This window comes from Brevibacillus migulae (genome assembly GCF_004521915.1).
GTDB classification, from domain to species: domain Bacteria; phylum Bacillota; class Bacilli; order Brevibacillales; family Brevibacillaceae; genus Brevibacillus_F; species Brevibacillus_F migulae.
This window is the reverse complement of sequence record NZ_SDKD01000011.1, coordinates 16,225-39,794: the sequence shown is the minus strand read 5'-3', so window position 1 is coordinate 39,794 and position 23,570 is coordinate 16,225. Positions and strand designations below refer to the sequence as shown.

General features: G+C 47.8%; 33 protein-coding genes. 31 read left to right on the top strand and 2 right to left on the bottom strand.

The genetic code is table 11. The features are described from left to right. The first annotated feature begins 133 nt into the window (after positions 1-133). A complete protein-coding gene (locus EIZ37_RS13935; RefSeq protein ID WP_134685219.1) occupies positions 134-877 on the top strand; it encodes an SDR family oxidoreductase in 744 nt (247 codons plus the stop codon). 14 nt (positions 878-891) lie between these two features. Here EIZ37_RS13935 and EIZ37_RS25980 read toward each other — a convergent pair whose 3' ends face one another. Together EIZ37_RS25980 and EIZ37_RS13930 are read right to left on the bottom strand one after the other, a co-directional pair. Then, positions 892-1,053: a hypothetical protein gene (locus EIZ37_RS25980; RefSeq protein ID WP_167568871.1), complete on the bottom strand. Its 162-nt coding sequence runs from the start codon at positions 1,051-1,053 to the stop codon at positions 892-894. 4 nt (positions 1,054-1,057) lie between these two features. Further along, a complete protein-coding gene (locus EIZ37_RS13930) occupies positions 1,058-1,252 on the bottom strand; it encodes an aspartyl-phosphate phosphatase Spo0E family protein (protein ID WP_205683833.1) in 195 nt (64 codons plus the stop codon). A gap of 158 nt (positions 1,253-1,410) precedes the next feature. On the opposite strand from EIZ37_RS13930, the gene EIZ37_RS13925 reads away from it, so the two are divergent. The 30 genes from EIZ37_RS13925 (at position 1,411) to EIZ37_RS13790 (ending at position 23,553) form a co-directional block, all read left to right on the top strand. Next, entirely contained in the window at positions 1,411-1,746 is a 336-nt protein-coding gene (locus tag EIZ37_RS13925; protein WP_134685218.1) for a helix-turn-helix domain-containing protein, read from the top strand. 104 nt (positions 1,747-1,850) lie between these two features. Next, complete coding sequence (locus EIZ37_RS13920) at positions 1,851-2,594, top strand: RcpC/CpaB family pilus assembly protein (protein ID WP_134685217.1); 744 nt, start codon at positions 1,851-1,853, stop codon at positions 2,592-2,594. Next, positions 2,591-4,009, top strand: coding sequence for a nucleotide-binding protein (locus tag EIZ37_RS13915; protein ID WP_134685216.1), 1,419 nt, complete (start codon positions 2,591-2,593; stop codon positions 4,007-4,009). Before EIZ37_RS13920 ends, EIZ37_RS13915 begins: the two co-directional genes overlap by 4 nt. Positions 4,010-4,022: 13 nt before the next feature. Further along, positions 4,023-5,528 carry a CpaF family protein gene (locus tag EIZ37_RS13910; protein ID WP_205683832.1) on the top strand — a complete coding sequence of 502 codons (1,506 nt, stop codon included), beginning with the start codon at positions 4,023-4,025 and terminating at the stop codon, positions 5,526-5,528. Between the two features lie 10 nt (positions 5,529-5,538). After that, entirely contained in the window at positions 5,539-6,441 is a 903-nt protein-coding gene (locus EIZ37_RS13905) for a type II secretion system F family protein (protein ID WP_134685215.1), read from the top strand. 15 nt (positions 6,442-6,456) lie between these two features. Next, positions 6,457-7,362 carry a type II secretion system F family protein gene (locus EIZ37_RS13900; protein ID WP_134685214.1) on the top strand — a complete coding sequence of 302 codons (906 nt, stop codon included), beginning with the start codon at positions 6,457-6,459 and terminating at the stop codon, positions 7,360-7,362. A gap of 75 nt (positions 7,363-7,437) precedes the next feature. Next, on the top strand, positions 7,438-7,614 hold the full coding sequence (locus EIZ37_RS13895; protein ID WP_134685213.1) for a pilus assembly protein: 177 nt from the start codon (positions 7,438-7,440) through the stop codon (positions 7,612-7,614). Next, on the top strand, positions 7,611-8,090 hold the full coding sequence (locus tag EIZ37_RS13890) for a prepilin peptidase (RefSeq protein WP_134685212.1): 480 nt from the start codon (positions 7,611-7,613) through the stop codon (positions 8,088-8,090). Before EIZ37_RS13895 ends, EIZ37_RS13890 begins: the two co-directional genes overlap by 4 nt. 6 nt (positions 8,091-8,096) lie before the next feature. Then, on the top strand, positions 8,097-8,504 hold the full coding sequence (locus EIZ37_RS13885; protein WP_134685211.1) for a TadE/TadG family type IV pilus assembly protein: 408 nt from the start codon (positions 8,097-8,099) through the stop codon (positions 8,502-8,504). 29 nt (positions 8,505-8,533) lie between these two features. Then, on the top strand, positions 8,534-9,016 hold the full coding sequence (locus EIZ37_RS13880; protein WP_235828027.1) for a hypothetical protein: 483 nt from the start codon (positions 8,534-8,536) through the stop codon (positions 9,014-9,016). A 97-nt stretch (positions 9,017-9,113) separates the two neighbouring features. After that, positions 9,114-9,728, top strand: coding sequence for a hypothetical protein (locus EIZ37_RS25975; RefSeq protein WP_167568869.1), 615 nt, complete (start codon positions 9,114-9,116; stop codon positions 9,726-9,728). A gap of 122 nt (positions 9,729-9,850) precedes the next feature. After that, the gene (locus tag EIZ37_RS13870) at positions 9,851-10,129 is read left to right on the top strand and encodes a hypothetical protein (RefSeq protein WP_134685208.1); all 279 of its coding nucleotides are present in this window, start codon (positions 9,851-9,853) and stop codon (positions 10,127-10,129) included. Between the two features lie 163 nt (positions 10,130-10,292). Next, positions 10,293-11,063 carry a hypothetical protein gene (locus tag EIZ37_RS13865; RefSeq protein WP_235828026.1) on the top strand — a complete coding sequence of 257 codons (771 nt, stop codon included), beginning with the start codon at positions 10,293-10,295 and terminating at the stop codon, positions 11,061-11,063. 17 nt (positions 11,064-11,080) lie between these two features. Further along, complete coding sequence (locus EIZ37_RS13860) at positions 11,081-11,959, top strand: hypothetical protein (protein ID WP_134685207.1); 879 nt, start codon at positions 11,081-11,083, stop codon at positions 11,957-11,959. 31 nt (positions 11,960-11,990) lie between these two features. After that, on the top strand, positions 11,991-12,785 hold the full coding sequence (locus tag EIZ37_RS13855) for an SAF domain-containing protein (protein ID WP_134685206.1): 795 nt from the start codon (positions 11,991-11,993) through the stop codon (positions 12,783-12,785). Continuing rightward, positions 12,782-13,906: a hypothetical protein gene (locus EIZ37_RS13850; RefSeq protein WP_134685205.1), complete on the top strand. Its 1,125-nt coding sequence runs from the start codon at positions 12,782-12,784 to the stop codon at positions 13,904-13,906. Before EIZ37_RS13855 ends, EIZ37_RS13850 begins: the two co-directional genes overlap by 4 nt. 1 nt (position 13,907) lies before the next feature. Next, positions 13,908-15,251 (top strand): ATPase, T2SS/T4P/T4SS family, encoded by a 1,344-nt coding sequence (locus EIZ37_RS13845; protein WP_235828025.1) that lies wholly within the window; start codon positions 13,908-13,910, stop codon positions 15,249-15,251. Continuing rightward, the gene (locus tag EIZ37_RS13840; RefSeq protein WP_134685204.1) at positions 15,248-16,153 is read left to right on the top strand and encodes a type II secretion system F family protein; all 906 of its coding nucleotides are present in this window, start codon (positions 15,248-15,250) and stop codon (positions 16,151-16,153) included. Before EIZ37_RS13845 ends, EIZ37_RS13840 begins: the two co-directional genes overlap by 4 nt. Continuing rightward, complete coding sequence (locus tag EIZ37_RS13835; RefSeq protein ID WP_328591363.1) at positions 16,150-16,992, top strand: hypothetical protein; 843 nt, start codon at positions 16,150-16,152, stop codon at positions 16,990-16,992. The genes EIZ37_RS13840 and EIZ37_RS13835 overlap by 4 nt, the downstream gene beginning before the upstream one ends. Before the next feature lie 18 nt (positions 16,993-17,010). Beyond that, complete coding sequence (locus EIZ37_RS25970; protein WP_167568867.1) at positions 17,011-17,181, top strand: hypothetical protein; 171 nt, start codon at positions 17,011-17,013, stop codon at positions 17,179-17,181. Between the two features lie 218 nt (positions 17,182-17,399). Beyond that, entirely contained in the window at positions 17,400-17,546 is a 147-nt protein-coding gene (locus tag EIZ37_RS25965; protein ID WP_167568865.1) for a hypothetical protein, read from the top strand. Positions 17,547-17,567: 21 nt separating this feature from the next. Next, the gene (locus EIZ37_RS13825) at positions 17,568-17,978 is read left to right on the top strand and encodes a hypothetical protein (RefSeq protein WP_134685202.1); all 411 of its coding nucleotides are present in this window, start codon (positions 17,568-17,570) and stop codon (positions 17,976-17,978) included. Position 17,979: 1 nt separating this feature from the next. Continuing rightward, the gene (locus EIZ37_RS25960; RefSeq protein WP_167568863.1) at positions 17,980-18,132 is read left to right on the top strand and encodes a hypothetical protein; all 153 of its coding nucleotides are present in this window, start codon (positions 17,980-17,982) and stop codon (positions 18,130-18,132) included. After that, positions 18,132-18,548, top strand: coding sequence for a hypothetical protein (locus EIZ37_RS13820; RefSeq protein ID WP_134685201.1), 417 nt, complete (start codon positions 18,132-18,134; stop codon positions 18,546-18,548). Before EIZ37_RS25960 ends, EIZ37_RS13820 begins: the two co-directional genes overlap by 1 nt. A gap of 14 nt (positions 18,549-18,562) precedes the next feature. After that, the gene (locus EIZ37_RS13815; RefSeq protein WP_235828023.1) at positions 18,563-19,162 is read left to right on the top strand and encodes a hypothetical protein; all 600 of its coding nucleotides are present in this window, start codon (positions 18,563-18,565) and stop codon (positions 19,160-19,162) included. Positions 19,163-19,231: 69 nt separating this feature from the next. Continuing rightward, on the top strand, positions 19,232-19,768 hold the full coding sequence (locus EIZ37_RS13810) for a Gmad2 immunoglobulin-like domain-containing protein (RefSeq protein WP_235828022.1): 537 nt from the start codon (positions 19,232-19,234) through the stop codon (positions 19,766-19,768). A 282-nt stretch (positions 19,769-20,050) separates the two neighbouring features. Beyond that, positions 20,051-20,995, top strand: a complete 945-nt coding sequence (locus EIZ37_RS13805) for a sigma-70 family RNA polymerase sigma factor (RefSeq protein ID WP_134685200.1) — start codon at positions 20,051-20,053, stop codon at positions 20,993-20,995. 130 nt (positions 20,996-21,125) lie between these two features. Then, positions 21,126-21,590 (top strand): GyrI-like domain-containing protein, encoded by a 465-nt coding sequence (locus EIZ37_RS13800; protein ID WP_134685199.1) that lies wholly within the window; start codon positions 21,126-21,128, stop codon positions 21,588-21,590. Positions 21,591-21,762: 172 nt separating this feature from the next. After that, a complete protein-coding gene (gene hslO, locus EIZ37_RS13795; RefSeq protein ID WP_134685198.1) occupies positions 21,763-22,635 on the top strand; it encodes an Hsp33 family molecular chaperone HslO in 873 nt (290 codons plus the stop codon). 27 nt (positions 22,636-22,662) lie between these two features. Then, positions 22,663-23,553, top strand: a complete 891-nt coding sequence (locus EIZ37_RS13790; protein WP_134685197.1) for a peptidyl-prolyl cis-trans isomerase — start codon at positions 22,663-22,665, stop codon at positions 23,551-23,553. The last annotated feature ends 17 nt before the right edge of the window (positions 23,554-23,570 follow it).

The window sequence follows — 23,570 nt, the reverse complement described above, 5'->3', positions numbered from 1 at the left end:
GATATATAGCCGGAAATGGGATGAGGTAAACCCTCAAAAGGGGCAAAGCAGAAAAATTTGTTATATAATCACTTCCAACAGCATGAGCGGTAACGTCATAGAGAACAGAGCGAAAACAAGGAGGCTGGAGCAAATGGGAACCAAGCTAAGCGGAAAAGTAGCGCTGGTAACGGGTGCGTCGAGAGGAATTGGCCGCAAAATCGCAGAGGAGCTGGCTCAAAATGGTGCGAAGGTAGTCATTAACTACGCCAGCAGCCCCGAAAAAGCCGAAGAAGTCGTAGCGGGAATCAAAAGCAACGGCGGAGAAGCGGTCGCGATCCAGGCCGACATCAGCAAAGTGTCCGAAGTGGAGCGGCTCTTTCGGGAGACGCTGCAAGCCTATGGGAAAATCGATATCCTCGTCAACAATGCAGGGATCATGGTCACGAAAACACTCGAAAACGTCACGGAAGAAGACTTTGACAAGCTGTTTGCGATCAATGTGAAGGGCACCTATTTCGCTTGCCAGCAAGCCGCCAAGCATCTGGAGAGAAACGGACGGATCATTAATTTTTCGACCTCGGTGACCGGTCAGATGTTCCCCGGCTACAGCATCTACGCGGGGACAAAAGGAGCCGTCGAGCAGTTTACCCGTCAGCTGGCAAAAGAGTTGGGGCCAAGAGGCATTACGATCAATGCGATCGCCCCGGGCCCGATCAACACCGAGCTGTTTAAAGAAGGAAAAACACCGGAGCAGATCGCGGCTGTGGGCAGCGCGAATGCATTTGGACGCTTAGGCGAGCCGGAGGATGTCGCGAGTGTCCTGCTGTTTTTAGCCAGTGAGGAATCGCGTTGGATTACCGGGCAGACGCTCCGTGTGAACGGTGGGTTTATTTAAAGAGCGGTTGTGGCTCACTCCAAAACAGCGACAATCAAGCTGATCAGAAAGGCTCCCAATAATGCCGTAATCATGGCTGGCGGGATGTAGCGGGTTGGCTTGTGAACGATGTGATAAATCGTCGCAATCAGCATGAAGATAAACATGGCAGCAAAGAAACCAATAACAAACAGCATCGTATCATCCTTTCCCATATCGATGGACACTAGTGCCTTTCACAGCAAGCTGCCCTTTCGTGTAACGTACGATGAGATCGTCTAATTGTTGCGACAGGGCGAGTACGGCAGGGTCGTTCATGCCCCTTTTCTTGCCCAGCTCATTCAATTCGCGGCGGAGGGACTCAATATCGTCGATGGATACGGTTTTTCGTTTCAATAAGGAATCCACCTTTTACTTTTCAAGGTAATTACTGACAAACAATTCCAAGCAAATTATAGCCGATTGTCACTATAAGGTAAACAGGAAAAAACTTATCCGATAGTACCCTGCATACTTTGACACAGTTTGTCTACACTTCTAGTTGAGGTGTGGATATGGAAAAATCAACCTTGAAGTTGATTGGCGCAAAAATACGCCAGATTCGGAAGGAAAAAGGCATCACGCAGGAGCAGCTCGCGGAGAGGGCGAATACGACCAACTCGTACATCGCCGGGGTGGAACGCGGCACACGCAATGTGACGATCGGCTCGCTGGAGAAGATCGCGGATGCGCTCGGGGTAAATGTGTTCGAGTTTTTCGAGTATGGGCAGTTCGCCCAGACGCAGGATCAAGAGTATGTCTACAAGATTAATGAAATGCTGTTGACGAGAGATGCTTCCGATCAACGCAAAGCGTTTGCGATCTTGAAGGAAGTGTTTCGGGATAAATAAAAGGAAAGACCTTGCTTAGGCTTCGTGCCTGGCGAGGTCTTTTTTTTGTCCCTTTCTCCTCCGCTAAGCTAGGAAGACAAATGCATACCAAAGGAGGAAATGCCATGTCTTTCAAGCTGCCGGCCATCCATCCTCTGCGCATGATCGCAGGATTGCTGTTGGCGATCGCGATCGGGTTTGGCGCGTATCCGATCTTTAAACCAACCACCTTCTCGTATGTGATGCTGCAAGAAGACGTCGTGATTGAAGGCGGGGAGACGCTAAAGGAGGAGCATATCACGGAAGGCGTCATTACGCTTGGCAAGGTATTTGGCGAAGTCTCCTCACCGGTTCCGGGCTTGATTCCTTGGTCGCAGGCGGCTGATTATCTGGGGCTTCCCTTGGCGAGACGGGTGCAGGGCGGACAGCCTCTGCTGGCGACAGATCTCGACCCAGAAGGGGGAGGGAGCTGGGACCTGGCGTTGAAGGACGCTAAAACGGGGATGAGCATACCGGTTGATGACATCCTCGGGGTCACCCCGCATTTAGCCGTAGGTGATCGGGTGCATGTGTATGCATCCTTTGAAGATGAGGACGGCGCGCACACAGGATTGTTATTGAAAGAAATGCCTGTCGTCTTTTTGCAGCGGGAAATGGATCAGGAGACACCCCACTTGAGTGCAGTGACGATCGCCTTAAGCAATCGGGAGGCCGTCTTGCTCACACACGCATTGCATTATGGAAAAATCCGCTTGGGAAAGGTTGCAGTAACCGAGGGGAGTCAACCAGGTGTCGGGGATAGTGCCTTTGCTGCCGCCTTGATGAAAACAAAAAAACGGTGGACAGATGGAGGAGATGAGGGACCATGAACGGTAAACGAAAACGGCTTTTTTTAATTGATGATGATGTGTTGGCCATGAATGAATTGAAACAAAAACTTGATTCCAGTACATATGTCCAAGTCTGCGGTGAGGCCACAAAAATAGATGAAGTGTGGCCACGCATCCAAGCAACTCAGCCTGATATTGTGGTGGTCGGCAGTGTGAAGCAGACGGAGGTTGGCGTGCTTTGCCAGCAGATCCGGTTTCAATTTCCACAAATCATGTTCATTGCGGCGTGCTCCGCACGAGAGCTGCATTGGGAGCCTTTTTTTCGCAACTTGGGAATCTGGGTATTAACCAAGCCTGTCGAGGTATCCCAATTGGAAATTCTCTCTTGTCAGAGCGGGCTGGGGGGAATGCACCCGATGAATGGGATCGCCGCAACGGCAAGCACCGTATTTCCGCCACCGCTTCCCGCGGCGCTCACCATCTCCGAGACACGAAATGAACCTGCTTACCCATCTACTCCTCACGAGGACAAGCATTTGATTACCGTGTACGGACCAAAAGGCGGGGTAGGCAAAACCTTTCTCTCCCGTGAATTGGCCATCTATTTTACCCAGCAGAAAAAAGAGGGGCGTCCATTAAAGGTACTAGCGGTCGATTTCAATCTGGATTTAGGGACGATCGCGACATCACTCAATCTGCCACGCACCCCGAATTTGTTTACTTGGGTCAAGGAGATTGACGATCAGCTCGCTCAAATTGTTCGCAATGAAGGAAAGGAGCCAGAGTCGCTCACCCATCAGGAATGGCAGGAGTATACGATGGCCGCCAGAATCTCCCCGCAGGATATCCAGAAGTATGTAGTGATTCATCCTGATACAAATTTGCACGTGCTGACCTCCCCGCGAGATATCCGGCAAAGCTTCGAAATAAAGGATTACCATCTTTATTTGATATTGGAAACATTGAAGCGAAGTGATTACGATGTGGTGTTTATCGATACCGCCCCCGATACGACGGATGCTACGATCCAGGCATTGTTCTTTGCCCAAAAGGTTGTCATGGTCGGCAATCCGGTGGTCGATGCCATTGAAAACATTCAGCGCATGCTCAAGCTGCTCCGGGAAGCGGAATATCCGGAGGAACGGATACAGATCTGCATCAATCGGGTGCAGCGACGGGAGATGTTTACCGTGGAAGAGATTCGCGCCTATTTCCAATTGCATCCTGGAAAAGTACTGTACACCATCCCTGATGATCAAGAGGTGAAACGTTCGATTAACACAGGTGTGCCGCTGATGCTTTATCCCGGAAAGTCGGCCGCAAAAGACTCAATCGAAGCATTGGGCAATTCGTTGGTGATGACTGACAAGGGCGGTACTGTTGAAGCGCAAGGGAATAACGGAAAGGAAAAGAAAAAACGACAGCCGCTCTTTAGCTGGTTGCGAAAATCGTAGAGGGGGAGTAATCGTGACTTTTGACCGCAAAAGCCTGCTGGGCCTCAACCATCCAAAGCAAACTACAAACTTCTATGAGCAGCGCTCCGCGTTGAAGCAAAATCAAAGAACGGCGCCTATAGTCGGGGAAAGATGGCATGATGCGGAACCCATGGCCCCAGTCCTCAATCAAGCACGAGTCATTCCCGATGAAGTAGAGGCTCATGTGAAAATGTTGGTGATCGAAAAGCACGGAAAACGGTTGTGGGAGGAAAAGGAGAATCCTGCATATTTGATTGAGCTTGCTCAAGATATTCGTCTGTTATTGGAAATGAAGGCGCCGCTCACCAACAGCCAATTGGACGCTGAAGTCGAACGATTGATCCATGCCCTGGTTGGTTGGGGACCGCTCGATGCTTTGCTGGACGATTCAGATGTGACGGAAATCCTATTTCATCGCTATGATTACCTCGTCTTGGAACGGAAGAGCTCCGGTCGCCTGGAACCGGCTCCCGTTCAGGTATTTCAGGAGGAAGATGAGCTGCTGCGTCTGATCGAGCATATCGCAGCTTCCATGGGCAGGGAGTTCAACGAGACAAAGGCGGAGCTCAATACCCAGCTGCCGGATGGCTCCCGGATCGCAGCTACGCATAGGGCCATTTCTCCGGACGGCCACATGCTAACGATTCGCAAACACCGTGAGCTATTGTCGGAGAAAGAATATCTGAAATATGGCTCGATTTGTGAGCCGATGCTGCAATTTCTCAAGTATGCTGTCGGCTTGTCACGTGCCTCAGGGATCGTAAGCGGGGGGACGGGCTCGGGAAAGACCCACATGTTGAATTTGATTTCCCAGTTCATTCCGGATCATTTAAGCGTGATAACGATTGAGGACGTATTGGAAATGAAGCTGCAGCATCCGTTTGTGCGCCGGTTTCTGGCCAAGCCTGCCAATCATGAGGGCAAAGGTGGATTTAGTATTCGGGATTGTGTGCGGCTCTCTCTGCGCAAACGCCCGGATGTGATCATTGTGGGTGAGACAAGGGGCGGGGAAATCATCGATATTTTATGGGCGATGAATACGGACCATCCCGGATCCTGGAGTACCGCGCATGCCAACTCGCCGCGAGGATTAATAGATTCAACGCTGCCGATTCTTTTCGGCAAAGCTGAAGAAAAATACAGCAGTACCGAGCGCAATCTCATGGTCGGTTCCGCCCTTGATCTGATTGTTCAAGTAAAACGCTTCGAGGAGGATGGCAGTCGGAAGGTGGTGGCGATTACGGAGGTGATTGGCACCGGAGAATCCCAGGAGGAACGGATTCGGCGTACATGCAATGTGAAAAATGTAGTTCCGGAGCGAGTTTATTTACAGGATATCTATGTCTATGAGCCAACCGGCACGGTGAATGGCAAAGTGGTAGGACATTTTAAATGGACCGGATACAAGCCAGAGCGCTTGGTTCGCACATGGCAGGCAAAAGGGTTGGATGCGCAGGAGATTGAGCGAATATTCTTTTCTACACCGATCATGATGTAGGAGGGAGGGCATGCAGGAAATTATTATCGGCGTTTTATTGTCTGTCCTTGTTGGATTTAGCTTGGCTGTTTTCTTTTTACCCACAAAGCTGGTGCATCAAGTTCAAGTTGGCGATGGGCACCATTCGTTGGCTCGACAGCTACGTCAGCAGAGGGTCACACTTTTAACTGCTCTGGAGGAACGTCTGGCGAAAGCAAACATAGGGATTACCACTGTTCATTATCTGCTGATTAGTGTGACGAGCGGCTCCATTGCCTTTTTGCTTTGTGCGTTTGTACTCAAGTCATGGTGGCTGGCGACCCCTGCTTTACTGGCGGGTGTGTTGTTGACGGAACGGGTTATCCATCTGCTTGCCATCCGCAAGAAGGAGCGTTTTGAACAAGGAAATGTAAAAGCGATCCGCATTATGGCGAGTGCCCTGCGTACGTCGCCTTCTTATCTGCACGCGTTCGAGGAGGCTGCTGAAAGTTCATTTGTCGATAAAGAAGTTGCCGGAGAGTATCAGCGAGTCGTCAAACTATTGCGTGGGCAGGTTCCGATTGAGCGAGTGCTGAAAGAATTTCATGAACGCTCCCAATCCGACGATATTGCTTATTTGGCGACCATCATACAAGTGCAGCGGGAGCTGGGAGGAGACATGGGCAAAACGATGGAGCTGGCTGCCTTGTCCATATTGCGCAGAAAACAGATGCAACGCAGACAAAAGGCGGTAATGTCACAACTGCTGGCTCAGGTAAATCTGCTGAGTGTCATGCCGTATGTATTTGTGGTTTCTTTATATTTCAATAATCCGCACCATTTTGATCCGCTGACCGCTACGTTATCGGGGCGGCTTACCATTTTGGGTGCGTTGGCTATGATCCTAGTGGGGGGAGAAGTCATCCGTCATATGGCGCTTCAGAAGAAAAAGTAAAGCGAGGTGAGCAGCATGGGGATTTCTGTGATGATTGCAGCTGCTGTATTGCTCTATCTGTATCCATCCTTTCTTAGTGCGAAAAATAATGGACAAGCAGCCTTGTTTGGGAGAATCGAAGTTGAGCAGCAGGGACATTACAAGCATGCTTTTCGAAAGAACGAACGCAACTGGCCGGGGTTAGAAAGATTGCGGCAGGATCCCTCCTTGTCCAATAAGCTGGCTGGCTATGTCGGGTTGAATATGAAAAAAACAGAAGAAATGCTGCAACGATTACGCTGGCAGATCTGTGTGGAGGAATTGCTGTTGGCGAAGCTTGTGGGAGGTATTGTTCTACTTTTGACACTGGGGTTTTCCATCTTTTTCGTTCACAGCGATGGAGGATTGGGCATCAAACAATTGTCTCCGGCAGGGATCGCACTGGTGCTGTTCCTTTTACCGACATGGCTGATCGAATCCGCGGACAAACAGGCGAAAGAAGAAATCCGGCAGCAAGTTCCCATCTTTTTTGGCATCGTTCAAGCATTGGTGGAAGCGGGATTGCCCGTTCATACGGCGGTTCGTTCAGCTGCTCGCAGATTCAGTGGAAGACTGGGGCAGGAGCTTGTGCAGCTGGAAGTGGAGGAAAAGCGGTATGGAAATTGGAGAAAAGCACTGGAGGAAATGGCGTATCGCTGGGAAATCGATTCGCTTGTATCGATTGTCCTGGAGATCAATGGAGCAATCACAAAAGGGGTAAGCATCGCTGCAGCACTGGCGACCCAAGTGGAAGAATTACTAAAGCAACAAGAGGATGAGGCGGCAGATCGGATGAACAGGATGAGCGTTCGTCTCCTGCCGCTTTTAATTGTGTTTATGGGTGTACCGCTGCTATTTTTGGTCCTTGGGCCAGCATTTATTGGAATGAAAGAAGCTTTTTAAGATATCCAAATATATTTGCAACCATGCTCTTTCTTTTTGCAAATTAGGGTTAGAAAGGAAAAAGGAGGATGAAAAATGGAGTTGATCAAACATTATGCAGCACGCTTTTACCGGGAAGAGGATGGCGTCACGATTGTGGAGATGGTCATTATAGTGGCTGTTATCCTGATTTTGATCATTCCGGCACTGGCAGATTTGGGAACAGCGGAAGATGAAAAGCTGAAGGAACTGACTGAGAAGATCAACAAATGATTGAGGCTGTCATCTCACTTTTCCTCGGTTTGGCAGCATGGAGCGATTGGCAGACAAGGAGGATCCCTAATTTGCTGGTATTTCCCTTCTTGTTAGGGGGACTCCTCTACCAGATCATCCAAGGGCAAGGCATGACAGCATTGGGGGGAATGTTCGCGGCCTTCCTGATTACTTTACTCCCTGTTATATGCAAGGGCATGGGGATGGGCGATCAAAAGCTGTTGATGGCGTTCGGGGCATGGACAAGCTATGTGTGCGTATATCAGCTTGTCCTCGGATCGCTTGTCAGTTGTCTTGTTCTATTCATGTTATCTCCCCGCACATGGCGTAAGCTGCTGAAAAACATGAGATTGGTTGTGGCAGGATGGTACGGTCATCGGGAAGTTTGGCTCCCAGCCCCCTCCGAATCGGCCTTGGCCCTTCCATATGGACTTCATCTATTTCTGGCATATCTGGTTCTCTATTTGATGGGGTGAAAAAAGATGATGAAGAACATACGGAAATATTTGCGCGAGGAGCGGGGCAGTCAAATACTCGAGTTTATCCTTGTGATGCCTCTATTGCTCATCCTGGTCACCTTTGTATTTGATCAGTTTACGATTCTGTACAACAAGCAGAGAGCCTTGTCGGCAGCCTATAAAGCAGGCAGAATTGCGGCTGTCCAGCCGAATCAAGGATTGGCTGAATATCACGGCAAGGAGAGGGGCATGGAAGAATTAAAGCAATGTATCGCTCTACAGAAGGCAACAGTCAGTATTTCAAATCCAACCACTTGGTCAAAAGGGAAGCATTTTGAAGCGCGTGCGAAAATACAATTTCGGCTTCTCTGGTCTGATGAGCCTTATGAGCTGCGTGAATCCTATCACATGATGATTGAAAATGGTGAGTAAAAATGAAGCGTTTGATCAAAGAGGCTTGCTTGGAGGAACGCGGTTCAGCAGTCATTCACGCCATCTACTTGATTGGTTGCTTTGGTGGTTTGCTGTCGATTCTGTTGTTTGTTGAACAGGTCAGCTACTTGGACATGAGAGTCCAGCACACTGCTGATTTGACAACAAAAGCGGCACGAGTTGCTGGAGAGTGGCAATATTACGACCAAGATACAGGGAGTATGAAAAAAAGATTATTCGAGACGACAAAAGAAGCAAAAGAGCACCATGCAGAAATCATTCGGGGGGCTAAAGAAGAGGCTGTCATTTTACTAGGTTTGAACGCAGATGGGTTAGAGAAACGGACGGAAGAGATAACAATTATACACCAAAAGGGGAATCAAAAAAGCTTATACAAGCAGGGGATCTATCACGTACGCATCTGGGTCAAAAGCAAGCTGCCATTATTTTTGAAGAATCGCACGGTAACGCTGGAAAGAGTATCCCAATCGGAGGTTAGATCAACAAAATAGATCAGAAATCAGTAGGGCAATCGAACTATTATTTTTGTCCCATATTCACATGGTAATTTAAGGATAAAACCATGCTGTAGTACGGGAGGAATAGGGAATGCCCACAACTATTCTGGAACGGTACCAACGCATCCTAAATGGACAGCAAAAGCGATTTTCCCCCTATGAGTTTGAAGATGTGCAGTACCGAAAACAAAAAATTCAATTAGTGATTCGCTATGCGATTGAGAAAGTAAAAAATTGGACACCAGAGCAGGCTAGAGCAGAGCTTAGTTTGCAGGACGTAAAGGATCTGAGGCTTCACCTGATCAGGGAATTTATCGAACCGCCTATAGAAGCAAAGCCGGACGATGTTTACTATCTGGTGGAGTACGCCTACCCATATTTGCCAAGATACAGTGAAGAAGAAAAAGTGTTATGGGTTTACAAAGAAGTACTGGAAGGAAAGAGAAGACATTTCCCCGCTCATTATTTTCAAACGCTCAAAGGAGAAGAACGAGCAAAGATTTGCTTTGATTATATGTGCAAAGAATTGCTAAAGATCGACAGCATACACGATATTCCTGCCATCTTTGCAAAAACAGAAACGGCTTATGCCATTTTGAGGAAATATAAATTAAAAATTTTGGTCGACACGTTGTTTTTTTCTCCATTTGACCTGGTTACGGAAATATATCCGCAACTCGCAGATCCGCATTACTGGGAAGTCTAACTTTAATCGCTAAAAATATTTGCGAGCTCCTCTGTCTTTTTTTACGGTAGAAGTAGTTTCAAATGCTTATAAGCAATTGAAACGGCCGTTAAGCAAGTTGGTGAGAAAAGGAGGAGTTGCGCATGGCAACAGTTGAGGCTCACCAAGAACCAGCCACTTTTGTGGAGCAGCTTTTGGGAAAGCAGGTCAGATACCAAAAGCACAAGCCGGGCAAGAATCTCTTATTGGAGAGAGTGCCCAAAGGGGTTTTCCAAATTGAAAAGATTCATCAATTTGGAAATCGTATTATTTTGAACGACGGTGATATTGTTATGGAGACTGCTCCCACCGTCATGGAGCGGGGAGGCCGAATGGCTCTGCTGCTGCCAACCGGAGAGGAACTCTACTTCTACACAGAGTAGAACTCTCCTGGCGTCCGTCTTGTACTATTGAGTACAGGGCGGACCTATATCATTAATAATTGTATTTATTTAACTTAATATACAAAAAATGGTTGACGATTGTATAATCATGTAGCATGATGTCGTTAAATGGATAAATATGAGAGAAAAGGGGGTAGTTTGGATGGTGCTGGCACAAAGCTCAAGAGAATTGGTGTCTCGCTGTTACGAACAAATCAATGGTTTTGTTGAAGTGGAAGAGTTGAAGAAAGCGTTTCTCACCTATGTGTTTAAAGACTATCAAGAAGAAGTAGTTCAGCTTTACGGATTGGATGCTTTTCACGAGCATTTAGAAACACTTCAATTAATCAATTGTCGAAAAGATTTTGATGCTGCCGTAGAAGAATGGTATCGATCGGAATGTGGAGATGAACAGGATGGCAAATACTATCACGACATACTGTTTTCATTGGTAAGAGAAACGATCGTTACCTACCAGCCTTCCTCGAGAGAAGAACTTCTTCGTGATCTTACCAAGCTTTTGACAACCCCAAACGGACTTGTATGCAGATGGAAACACGAGCTGCAACGATCGCTACCCTCCTATTATCAATATCTCATGAAGCTTGGAATCCGTTCCTATCATGATATTGAAGCCCTTGTCGATATGTGGCTCATAGAATATCCGAATTCGTTTGATAAGACACAGCAACGTTTATTTGCAAAACCAGTTAGGCGAGGCAGACCTAATAACGCGGAGCTTTCATTACTTTTGGAGAAAGCCTATGAATGGAAACCTAGCTTAACCGCTTTAGAGAAAGAGCGTATCCGCAAGATTTACTATTACCACAGAAAGTCTATGTCGACCCTGGATATGATCGAAAAATTTAAGCATTACGTAATGGCAAAAAATGAGCAGAAGGTAGAGCGTAAATCAAGTAGACTGGCTAATTGAAATCGGGTGGTTTGCCTATGTTTCAACAAGTAAGGCAGTTCATGACGACATTCCGCGATCTAGAAAATCAAGATCAGCCTATGAATCGAGAGGATAGAGAGAGGAGGGAACGTCTAAGACAGATACTATCTGCACCTGTAGAATCCGTTTCAAACATACAACCACCTAACCGCTACGTCGTGGTGGTAGCAAGCTTCTACTCACAGGCGGGAGCGAGCTTTATCGCAGGAAACCTAGCATATCATCAAGCTGGGAAAGGCATATCTGTTATTTTATGTGAATTGCCTACTGGAACTCCTTACTATTACTTTGCGCTAGACTGTGAGGAAAGAGCTGAAGCAAACACCAAGCCAGTGGATCAGTACGATGAAAAGATCATCAAGATGCAAGCCGGTTATCTGCAAATAAAAGCAAATACTCCTTATAGGAAAAGGAATGTGTCTTATCCAGAGGTAACAAATTGGCTGCTTGGAAACAGCAAGAACGCTTCCTTGCTCATTATTGATATCTCGTCAGGCTGGAAAGAAGAGGCGGCCTCCTGGATCATGGATATGTCCGATGAGATCTGGTTTGTTCTGGATTCTGACATTCCGCGGTTTGCTCGCACGATTTTGACAAATGATGTACCGAAGGTATGGAATGCGAGTGGAAAAAAGTTGCGGCTAATCGCAAATAAATGGGATCAAGCACATACAAGGGAACCATTGAAGAAGAGGATGGAAGGAACACTATCCTTTTGGGCCCCTCATCAAAAACAAAGACATATTGATATGCTTGTCCCGCCCTATATAAATCAGAAGGTCATGAATGCTCACAGCAAAGCGAAGTTTTTATTAGAAGAACATCCAGAGGAGGAAGAGGCTTTCGCCAGGCTTGCCGCTCTATTAGAAGAATAGTCGCAACATTGATAATAAAAGGAAGGATCCTATGAAAAAACGGACTCTGATTGCCGTTGGTTTTTTCTCACTATTACTAGCTATCGGAAGCTTTTATCTGGCTACTAACTATATTGATTCGCTTGCCCATGAGAAGTTATTTGCCCCTGTAGTAAAAGTGGCCAGTCAAACGGAAATAGCTCCCTATGAACCGATTACTTCTGAGGATGTTGTTCTAGTGCAAGAAGAAGCGGACGAGATTATGGATGATGCAGCCACCACGCTGGAACAAGTCATCGGAAAGCGGGCGATGCAGCCACTGTATCCCGGTGAGCAGGTTCTCCAACAGAAGCTAAAGGACGGACATTTGCTTCCGGAAAAAGGGTTCGCGCGTTATGAGTTTCCGCTGACCGCCATTATGCCTGTCACAGAATTAAGGAAGGGTGATTATGTGAAGGTATGGATAAAATATCGTCCGCAAACGGAACTAGAAACCTTGCCGACACCAACAACCTTCAAAAAAACCAATTCTTCCGCAGAACTGTTGTTCCAAAGTCAATTAGTCACGGTAAAGGATAACAATGGGATCGAAATCTACACCTTGAAACCAAGACTTATCCCCCAAGGTGATCAAATAAGTGACTCCTTGTTCAATGGTTCGGAAGCTCAAAAATATACAGATGGAGAAAGAAGGTACCGAGACTATCGGGCACAACCATCCTCCCTCGCAGCATATATAGGTTTTAATCTAACAGATCAACAATACATGATGCTTACTGAAGCTATGAATTATGGAACCATTCAAATTGGACATATAACGGTCACCAAGGAAGGTGGAACCCAGTGAGGATTGTCGTTTGTTACCCAATGAGATCATTAGTCGCTTCATTTGTCCCGGAAGGCTTCGAGACATTAGTGGCTGAGAATGAAGAAGAATGTGCACGACAACTATCTATCCATAGGCCAGATGCAGCCATTCTTTTTTCAGAGACGTTTTCCAGACCGATATGGGAGTGGGTACCGGCTATCAGAAGTGTGATGCAAGCCGAGATACCGATGATCATTGTTCCCTTACATAGGGACGAAGCGTTGATAAAGCGAATCGTCGAGGAGCTAAGTCTGCAACGTATCTATATTCTGGCTGGGGCCCTGACTTACAAAGAAATCTCTTTACAGATCAGCCAGATCTTACAGATAAGCAAAGAGCGTGAACATGGTGAGATTTTGAACCCAAGAGGTGGAATGGTATATACCTTGTTGAGTTATGGTGGAGCAGGTATTACGACATTTTGCATCAATTACCCGGTATTGTTGGCGAAGCGCCATCCGGACAAACGAATAGCTGTCATCGATATGAACCAAGAGAAACCGGATCTATCCCGTTTTTTCGGGTTAAGAGAATATCAATTGTCCCTTTATCGTCCAGATTTGCTTAGCTTCGAGCTTGCGGATAAACGAAATTGGCTGCAGGCGTTTAAAAAGAGCGAGAGTCAGAAAAATTTATTTTATTCCTCGGCAACTTCCAATTGGAGGAATTATGAGATCTCGACGCTATTGGCGATATTGAAGAAGAATTTCGATTTTATTTACCTGGACTACGGCTACTGTTTTCCTGAAAACGATGCTATGGAACGTCTCTTGTTGGAATCCGACCGTAACATCTTCTTCATACGAGCAGATCCGTTTAGCATTGAGGGTGCAAAAAATTGGATGAAGAGATGGGAGAAAAAAGATGTGTCTGTGGAATTGATGGTCAGTCATTTTGATCGATCACAGATCAGCACGAGAAGAATACGCGAGGGGGTTCCTCTTTACGGTATCGTACCTAGAATTTCTGATGACCGTGTAATCCAATCACATGAAAGCAGAAGCGTCTTGGTGGAAGAGATATTCCCACCGAAGTCTTACATCAGTTGTTTGAACGCGTTGGCCGAAGCTGAACAAAGCAGGGAGGGGGCAGCAATCTAAAATGGGTGCAGTCGTACCATCTGCAAAATATACGCAAAACTTTGAAGAGCTTAAACAAATTGCCAGAGAGTATTTGAACCATTATGGAGCATCAAAAGAAGAGCGCCTGGAAATGCAATGGATCTTGATGCAAGCAGAACAAGGAAATAGAGAAAGTCATCGACACATTATTTTACGATTAAAGCATTACTTCGAGGAAGTATTGCAAAGGCCAATCACAGAGGAATTTCTTCCGCAAGTAAATGGGTATGAAGCTGTAACATACGCTACTTATGGTTGGGGTATTTTAGATGCAGTTCTTCAGATCTCGCCATGGATAGAAGAGGTACGTATTTCTGCAGGAAAGTCTGTTAGCTATTTGGAACAAGGAGTTAAAAAATTCCTGGATTATCGACCGACGTGGAAAGAAGTAGAGATTCTCCAACAAAAACTAACCAACGCCGCTGGAATGACATTCAACGAAAAGAAGCCAAGACTAAGCGGGTATCTGGAGCAGATCAAAGCGAGACTTACCATGTTTACATTTCCGTACTCTCGGGTGCCTACCGTTATCGTCAGGAGATTCACGACCAGTGCTTTTTCTCTGGACAGACTGCGAACACAAACACTACCCACCTTTGACGAAAAAGTCCAGTTGCTTATCGAGCAACAAGTCTTGGGCAGAAGCAATGTGTTAGTCATCGGACCGATGGCTGCCGGAAAAACAACACTCATGATTAGTATGCTTGGCCTTAAAAATCCGCTCACGGACTATATCACGATTTATGAAAGTGAGCATGAGATGAGGTTAGGGGACTTTTGGCCCGGAGAAGTCATTGAACTGCAAAACGTTGAGGAGATTGGAATCGAGCTGGGGCATTGCTTTAAAGACATGTACAGAACAACAGCAAATACGATTCTCATTGGAGAAATCAGAGAACCTATTGAAGCCTACCATTTCGTTAATGCGGGTATACGGGGGACGGATGCAACGATTGCAGCCTTGCATGAAAGGTTTCCTCAGCAGGCACTAAATGACTTGACAGATCTCGTCTATCAATACGGGGGAAGAAGCATTGAACTGACACAGGAGAGAATCAGTCGAGCTGTTAATTTTATCAACTCTCTTAAATTCCGGAATAATGGTCACCGGTATATTGATGCGATCCAGACCACCAGATGGAATGAGACCATGCAGCGAGTGGAGTCCGTTCCCTTAGTCATTAAAAATATGGCAAGCGGAGAGTATGAGTGGACAGGACAGCAAATATCCTGCGAGGTGGCGGAATATATGTGTCATATGGGACAGGCTGATCTCCATGTTTTGCGTGAGCTGGGTATTACGAACCTAGGGAGACAAATATGAGCTACTATCTGCTGCTACCGATGGCGTTATGCCTGTTCCTAGGTTTTCTGAGCATCGGCATCCTGCTGGAGCGGGTTCGAATTGAGCCCAAAGTATTTTATCCGAAAACACTCGGCATCCTCCGCGAAAAGCTTATGGCTGACAAGAATGGCCGTTACGTATATGGCCGGTTTGCCATATGGTGCAGTGTAGCGGGCAGTAAGCTCTCCCCGGAAGGTTATTTCATCCTTTCATTATTAGGTGCAGTAGCGGGATTTTGGATCGGATTTTTTACAGGAAATATCATTTCTTCGATCTCTTTGTTCGTACTGCTGTTGCTAACACCTACACTTCTGCTATTTGCCCGTTATACGGTTAGAATCAACCGAATGATAAAATCTTTTTGCCACTTTGTCGATTTGTTTACGCGTTACTACAGCAGTCGAAGGAGTGTTGTGCTTGCCTTTCGGGAGATGATGGGCGAGTGCCCGAAAGATATGCTGGGAGAGCTGATACTACTTAACAACCGGATGTCTGACGGTGGCGACCCAGTTGAAGCGATTGAGTCCTTTGCAGAACGCATCAACCACCATTGGGCATATGATTTTGCAACCTACATCACCAGCGGATTACAAGGAGAAACAGAAGACATTCAATCCTCCCTGAATCGGCTAACGAATGAAATGTTTATCCAACAGGATGAAAAGGAGGAACGGAATAGCGAAATCTACTCAATTTGGATTAGTTTGGTCATTGTCATCATTATCTGTCTCGCATTTATCCCCTACAATCAAACACTTTTAAAAGAATCATATCGTCTTTACTTCTTTACTGCAGATGGACAAGCTTTGTTGTCAATCGCACTATCCGTGTGGTGCCTGTCGATCTTACTGGCATTTATATGGGGGAGGAGGCACGGATGATGGATTACGCTTTAATGATGACGCTGATCACAATCGCGTCTATGGGGGTTTTTCTTTCCGGATTTACCCTATCGCTTTATCTATTAAAGCTGCCAAGCAAGAAACGGGTACTTTCTTACTCTGTTTGGCGCTTTTGGGTCAACAGGGTTGTTAAGGAGGATGGGGAAGAGTGGGATTCTCTTCTACGAAAGGCGGGACGGCCTTTTGGCTGGGGGAGAGCAGAGTGGACCTTTTTGCAAATGTCGGTGGGAGTTTCACTTTTAGTCTTGATCATCATTTGGATCTTGTTTCAAAAAGATGAGGGCTTCCCATTTTTCACCTTCTGTATTGTTCCAAGTGTAGGGTTTCTTCTGCCTTACCTATTGTTAAAGGGTTGGGCCAATTATCGGGAAGAATTACTGAGTATCGACATTGCCAGATTCGTTAACAGGTATCTCAATCTGTTGGAAAATCAAGTTCCTCCCTACACTGCACTGGTAAAGGCAGCGCGTCCTACACGCTTGTTGAAACAATACATCCCCAGTCTTTCCGAGTGGAATAAGGATCGGTTTGAGGCTTTGGAGCAGTTTAAAAAGCAATTGGGTGTCGATGACGGCATTATGCTAGTTTCAAACTTGCGAACGATTGAGCAATTATCCGCTCATCAAATAGCATTGACCATGCACCGGCTCGAGTGGGCGGTAGACAACCGTCGTGTTTTTCGCCATCGGAAAAAAATCAAGTCGCTGGGGATCGGATATAGCATCATCGTTTATCCAGCATTTTATATTGGGTTAATTGTTGCGATGTTCCCTTGGTACAAGCTGTTAACAGAAATCCTACATAAATATCTTGTCTAGGGAGGTGGCACCGAAGAAATGACCAAACTATTTTCCGTGTTTCTGTGCATCATCTTTACGCTAGGGATTATCGTTGCCAGCATGAGCAAAATCAACGATGCCATTGTGAAAGATAATGGTCTGAGAGATAAAAGCGTGTCCTGGATTGATCAAGCAATTCCTACTTTACAAGAAAATGAAACGGAGTGAAGCGGAATGTCAAAAATGTTCTTTATCTTCCTGGCGTGTGTCATGGTTTTGGGTATTGGAGTCAGCTCCTACGGTAATGAACTGTCCCCATCGGCCAACCAATCGGCCGATCGCATTCATAATTCAGTAGGCTCTCTGAATTACGATATTTCCAGCGAGAAGGTAAAATTTACAATGCAAAACGGCAACTCTTATTCCAGTTCAGGAGAGTAAAGCGGATGCTGCATCAGATCTCGCTTCTCATGATATTGCTAATGGTTGGATTTCTCTGCTCAAGCTTTTGGGCTACTGACCCGGGAGAATCGCTCAGCCAATCACAAGCATTACGAATCAAGAAAGTAGTGATTTTACCGTTTCATGAATGAACGATTGATGGGAGTATTGCAATGGTTAAGACGAAAGTTTTCCTCCTGTGTCTGACAGTCATAGTCACTCTTTTTTCCATGATTTTATGCATGGAATTGTATGCGCTAGAGCGATCCATAGCACGAGGCATTTACACGGATGTTCTCGATGAAATGCAAGATATCGGCTATCTGCACAGCGGTCTGGCAGAATACTATACAGGTGAGATGATATCTTTGGGGTGGGAAACGGTACAGGAGGACTTCTTCGCAGGCTCTTCGCCAAGGGATGAGGTAGGAAGGGCACGCAAAGAACGAAACGAAATGGTCTCCCTGACCATGACAATACGTCCCTCTCGGCTTTCACAGTGGATTCATTATGTAATCGAGGGAGAGACGGACTTTCATTTTGCAGGAAGCCGTCCTTCCGAATACTTCGACCCGGGGTGGTAGGATGACGAAGCTCATCTCCGTATTGGCACTCATAGTGATGGTTGTGCCGATTTCATACAACTTGTTAATGAATGGCCCTGACAGCATTTATGGAGCATCGGCGCGCTTCTTCAACAAACTGTTTGCAGAAGTCGTGCGATTCGGAACCAATTAATGGGCCAATTGATAGCAACGATCATGAATGTCATGCTTCTGCTCATGGTACCTCTAGGCATCCTTCAGGCCCATACCGTCCTGCAGATGAAAAGCGAACTGATGGAAATTAGCTTTGCTGCGACCAAGTATGTTACCAACCACGGCGGAAGAAGTGACGCGGACATTTTATCTGCAGTACGAAACTTTATCCATGAAGAGGCGGAGGGGAAGGCTTACCAACTGCGGGAGGATCAGATCGGCATTGAAATCATCCGTACCAAGTCTGCCGACCCAACTCTATGGAGTCATGAAGATGAATTTGTATTGCGCATGTCAATGCCCTATCCTAAGCTGACCACTCTTTTTCCGGAATGGGAAAGGAAGATTACCACGGAGCGTACCGGTACGATCAATGTCATGGATTACGACTTGTAAGGACGGGAATAAACATGGGAATTAACGTACTATCCGTATCGACTCTGCTTCTTTTTCTGTTAGTTGGACTGGTAGTGGTGGATACAGATATTGCGATGCAAAAGAAAGCTGAAATGAAAACGTTGATAGAGCTGGCTAACCACCATGCAACTTTCGCAATCGACGAGGCGTTAAAAACAGAAGGCATCATTGACATGGTAGAGGCGGATGCCATGAACCGTTTTGATCAACGCATGGGGCAAAACGGAAACTATACCCGAGAAGGTAACTTCTATCAGCCCTCAGCAGAAAGTGTCACAACCGATCCAGTGGCAATCATCAACCATTACATAGACTTTCAACAATGGCGATACAATACGAAGATGTTCCTTCATTATGATGGGGAAAGTCTCCAAATGGAGAAATTAGAAAGGGAAGCAGATCCAAAACCCACAGTAGGAGGAGAGCTGCGCATCGCGATCACCATGCAGGATAACCAGACCGTCAACCTTCCACCCAAAATGATGATAGGACCCTCCCACGTCGTTGTGGCCTATGTCGATGAGCGCCCATTGGTACCGCTGCTGCCAGCCCACGCCTTTCCGGTCGCCAGCGTAGAAGAGCTGAAGTGGTAAAAGTAAGAAACAAGAAACATCTCTCCGGGTACACACGTCTTAACAGTCAAACAGGATGGAGGGATATCCATGCGTCGTACATTACTCACGCTCACTGTGCTCATCGGTCTCGTCCCCGCACTCTCGGGATGCATGTCTGACCAAAACGCAGCACCTCCGACACCACCGCCAACGACAGAGCCGGCACCTTCCGCACAGCCACAGCAGCCTGAGACACCGGCGCCTTCTGCGGAGCAGCCGGATCAAGTCCAGCAGCCGTCAGAGCAGCCAACCGAACAGCCTCCCCAGCCGCCGACTGATAACGCCAACAAAAATGATATCTTCCAAGATGTCACCGTGACCAAAACAGGCGAGGACACTTATCAGGTAAAAGGAAAGGCGAAAATTTTTGAGGCGGTTGTCGAATATGTCGTCGAGGATGGCCACAATGAATTGGCCTCTGGCACCGCCCACGCTTCCAAGGGCGCGCCTGAGTGGGGCGATTTTACGATCGACCTCCACGTCAAAAAAGATGAACCCAATTCCACGCTGATGCTGATCCTCTTTGAAACGAGCGCTAAAGACGGAAGCCGACAAAATGAGCTTGCTCTGGCTTTGCCCCAGTAACCCGTACCAACACCATTCGACATGGTTCTATCTGACATGTTTCGACACCATTCGCTATCGGTTACGAAGCTTTTCGACACATGTCATCACAGCCAACAAAAGTCTCACATCCATCCAGCCGCGTCATGTAAAGCCTGGATGGATTTTTTTCATCCCAGCATCTGTATGTTTTCCCAGTATTAATTTCAGTTAATATTCTGTAAATGTGCAGGAATCCGGTCCCCCTTGTCGAAATACGCATTAGTACCGAATACCCTATTCCTAAAGAAGTGAGGGTTGCACATGACACTTAGTCACTCCACTTTCCAGACAAGCCCCCGTCGTTGGCGCGAGGTTGAGAAGCAATTGGGGATTGTGATTCCGAAATCGTTGCGTTCGGACACATCCGCTATGATGTTCCTGGAAGATGTCGCTGCAACACCCATGTTGACCAAAGAGGAAGAGATGGAATGCCTGCTCCGCTATCAGCAGCTGGGCGATATGGAGGCCCGCGAGAAGCTGGTCCGTGCCTATCTGCGTTACGTCGTCAGCACCGCATTGCGTCATTTGCGTAAAGGGATGCCTTTTCTTGATCTCATCCAAGAGGGCACGATCGGGCTCTTCACGGCGATCGACAAGTTTGATGTGAACCGTGGCGTTCGCCTCTACCACTATTCTCACTGGTGGATTTCGCAGGCGATCACCCGGGCGATTAGCGACAAAGGCAATTTAATCCGGATTCCGGTGCATATGCATGAACAGATTCGCCTCTACCAAAAGCAAGTCATGCAGCTCGCCCATCTTTTGCATCGCCATCCCGACCGTCAGGAGATCGCGGATTATTTACAGATCTCGACGGATAAGGTCGAAGCGATCGAATACGCCTTGGCGATGAAGCTGGAATCGATCGATGATGAGCTTTTCGGTGAGCTCGGCGACTACCGCATGGATGAGGAGTTTCTCAGCTATGCCGAGATCGTCGAGGACGGGGAAGAGAACCTCGATGATTGGATCGAAAAAATCGACCTGCAGGATCAGGTGAAAGCCGCCTTGGGGCGTCTGAACCCGCGTGCGCAGGAAATCATCGCCATGCGCTACGGGCTCTATGACAACCAGATCTATACGCTGGAAGAAGTCGGCCGTATGTTTGGCCTCACGCGCGAGCGGATTCGCCAGATCGAAGCGACCACGATCGACCGTCTCCGTACCCAAAAAGGGTCGCGTGTCTTAATGGAATATCTCTCGTAGTCACTCACAACCCACCCGAACTTCGATCGTGTGGGTTTTTCTGCGTCATGCTGTCGATTGGATCGAATTGACTTCGCCACCCTCCTTTTCATATAATTTTCCAAATGGTTCGAATTGAAGGAGGAAGAGCATGAAGTTCTCACTCGTTACCCAAGATGCGTTTCACGTCGTGGGCATTCCTTGGACAGGGACGTATGCCCAGGCCGGAGCGGGCGAAATCCGCCACGTTCTGGCGGAAGTGAAACGCCGATACCGCGAAATCCCCCACAATGCGGAGCCTCAGCACATCCTCGGATTGTCCCATGAGCATCATGCCGACGGTTTTTCCTATTTGCTGGGTGCACGCGTCCACGACGTCACGGAGGTGCCTGCGGGTATGGTGAGCCGTTTGATCCCCCGTCAAACCTATGCGACCGCGCACGTGGCCAAGGGATCGAATATTCAAGAAGCATACCGTGCCATGTTTGCGTGGATGGAGGAGAACGGATACAAGGAAAAGCACGACGTTGTCACCCATCTCGAGGTATACGCTGCAGACGGTGACGCCTATGACCCTGAGCCGGAGCTTACGATCATGACTGCCATCCAGGACTGATTCTTTTTCGCATCCAATCCCATAAGCGCGTGATACAAGCTCACCTCGCTGCTTTTGCCTTGCGACTGGTGGGCTTTTCTTGGTGCTGCACTTGGGATTTCATTCCGATCCGACTCTTGTGTTACACTATCTTCTAGTCAAGGATTGCCTGAAAGGATAAAGGAGGAACAACATGAGCGACTATTTGGTGAGAGCGTTAGGATATGGAGGACATGTCCGGGCATTTGCGGCACGGACTACGAATATTGTCGAGGAAATCCGCCGTCGACATGATATGTGGAATACCGCCACAGCGGCAATGGGACGAACCCTTACGGCGACGACCATGATGGGCGCGATGCTAAAAGGAGATGAGCGCATCGCTGTCAAAATTAAAGGGGGAGGCCCCATCGGTCAAATCATTGCCGAGGCGAATGCCGATGGCGAAGCGCGGGCTTATGTGACCAATCCGCATGTTCATTTTGAATTGAATGAAAAAGGCAAGCTGGATGTGCGCCGGGCGGTAGGGACCGAAGGCTATCTGCAGGTGGTCAAGGATCTGGGCATGCGTGAGCCGTACGAAGGAAGCTCCCCGATCGTATCCGGAGAGATCGGCGAGGACTTTACCTACTACTTCGTATCTTCCGAGCAGACCCCTTCCGCAGTAGGGGTGGGCGTACTGGTTCATCCGGATGAACGATATGTGCTGGCAGCGGGCGGCTTTATCCTGCAGCTGATGCCGGCCACACCGGAGCATGTGATCGAGGAAATTGAAAAGCAAATGGCCAATCTGCCGCAGGTCTCCCGCATGATCGGCGAAGGACTGACTCCGGAAGAGATTATCGGGAAAGTGTTAAAGGACCCGCAAATCCTGTCCCGCACTGAAATCCATTTCGTCTGCACGTGTTCCGAGGAAAAAGTCGGCGACGCTCTGGTCAGCCTAGGCAAAGAGGAGCTTTCCAGCATGATCGAAGAGCAGGGGGAAGCCGAGATTCATTGCCATTTTTGCAACGAGCGGTACCATTTTGACAAAGAAAGCTTGGTCAAAATGAGAGAAGAGATGTAATCCCGCACACAAGGGGGAGGGGAAGTCTTGAAGAATACCAAAATGTTGTGGAGCCTCATCGGCGCTTTGACGCTTCTGCTCGCAGTCGTGACATGGTCCTGGTACAAGCAGGATGCCGAGCTGCAAGCGGCAGCGGTGGTGGGCTCCACGACCATCACGCAGGCGGACTATATTCAGCAGCTCAAGCAGAAATACGGCAAGGAAGTATTGGATGACATGATTGATCGGGCCACCGTCTTCCAGGAAGCGGAGCGGCTGGGGCTGACCATCGATCCGAAGCGTATTGATGCCGAAGTGGACAAGATCAAGGAGAGCTACGGACCGGATCAAGACTTCCAGACCGCCCTCAAGCAGCAGGCGGGCACCAGTGTGGAGGCGCTTCGCCAGGAAATCACCTACCAGCTGCTGCTGCAGGAGCTGGCCACCCGGGATGTGGTGATCAGCGAAGAGGACATGCTCGCCCAGTACAACAACCACAAGGACCGCTATGCCAAGCCGATGCAGGCGCATGTCCTGCAAATCGTCGTCAGCTCGCGGGCAGAGGCCAATCAGGTGCTTCGTGAGCTGCAAGCAGGGGCGAATTTTTCCACGCTTGCCAAAGAGCGCTCGATCGACAATGTAACCGCGGCAAACGGCGGGGATCTGGGCTGGATCAGTTCTGTGGATCGGGATCTGCCGGATAATGTCAAAGAGACGATCGCCTCCGTAAAGATCGGAGAAAGCAGCAACCCGATCCCGGTAGACGGACAGTATGTGATCATCCGCGTACTGGAGCGAAAGGATGCCGTGCAGCTGTCGTATGAGGAGGTCAAAGACCAGATCCGCCGGGAGTTGGCGATGGCGCAGGTGGAATCATTGGATGAGGTATTGGATCGCTTGAAGAAAACCGTCGGTGTCACAATTGTTGGAAAACAATAAATTGCGGATTTTCACTG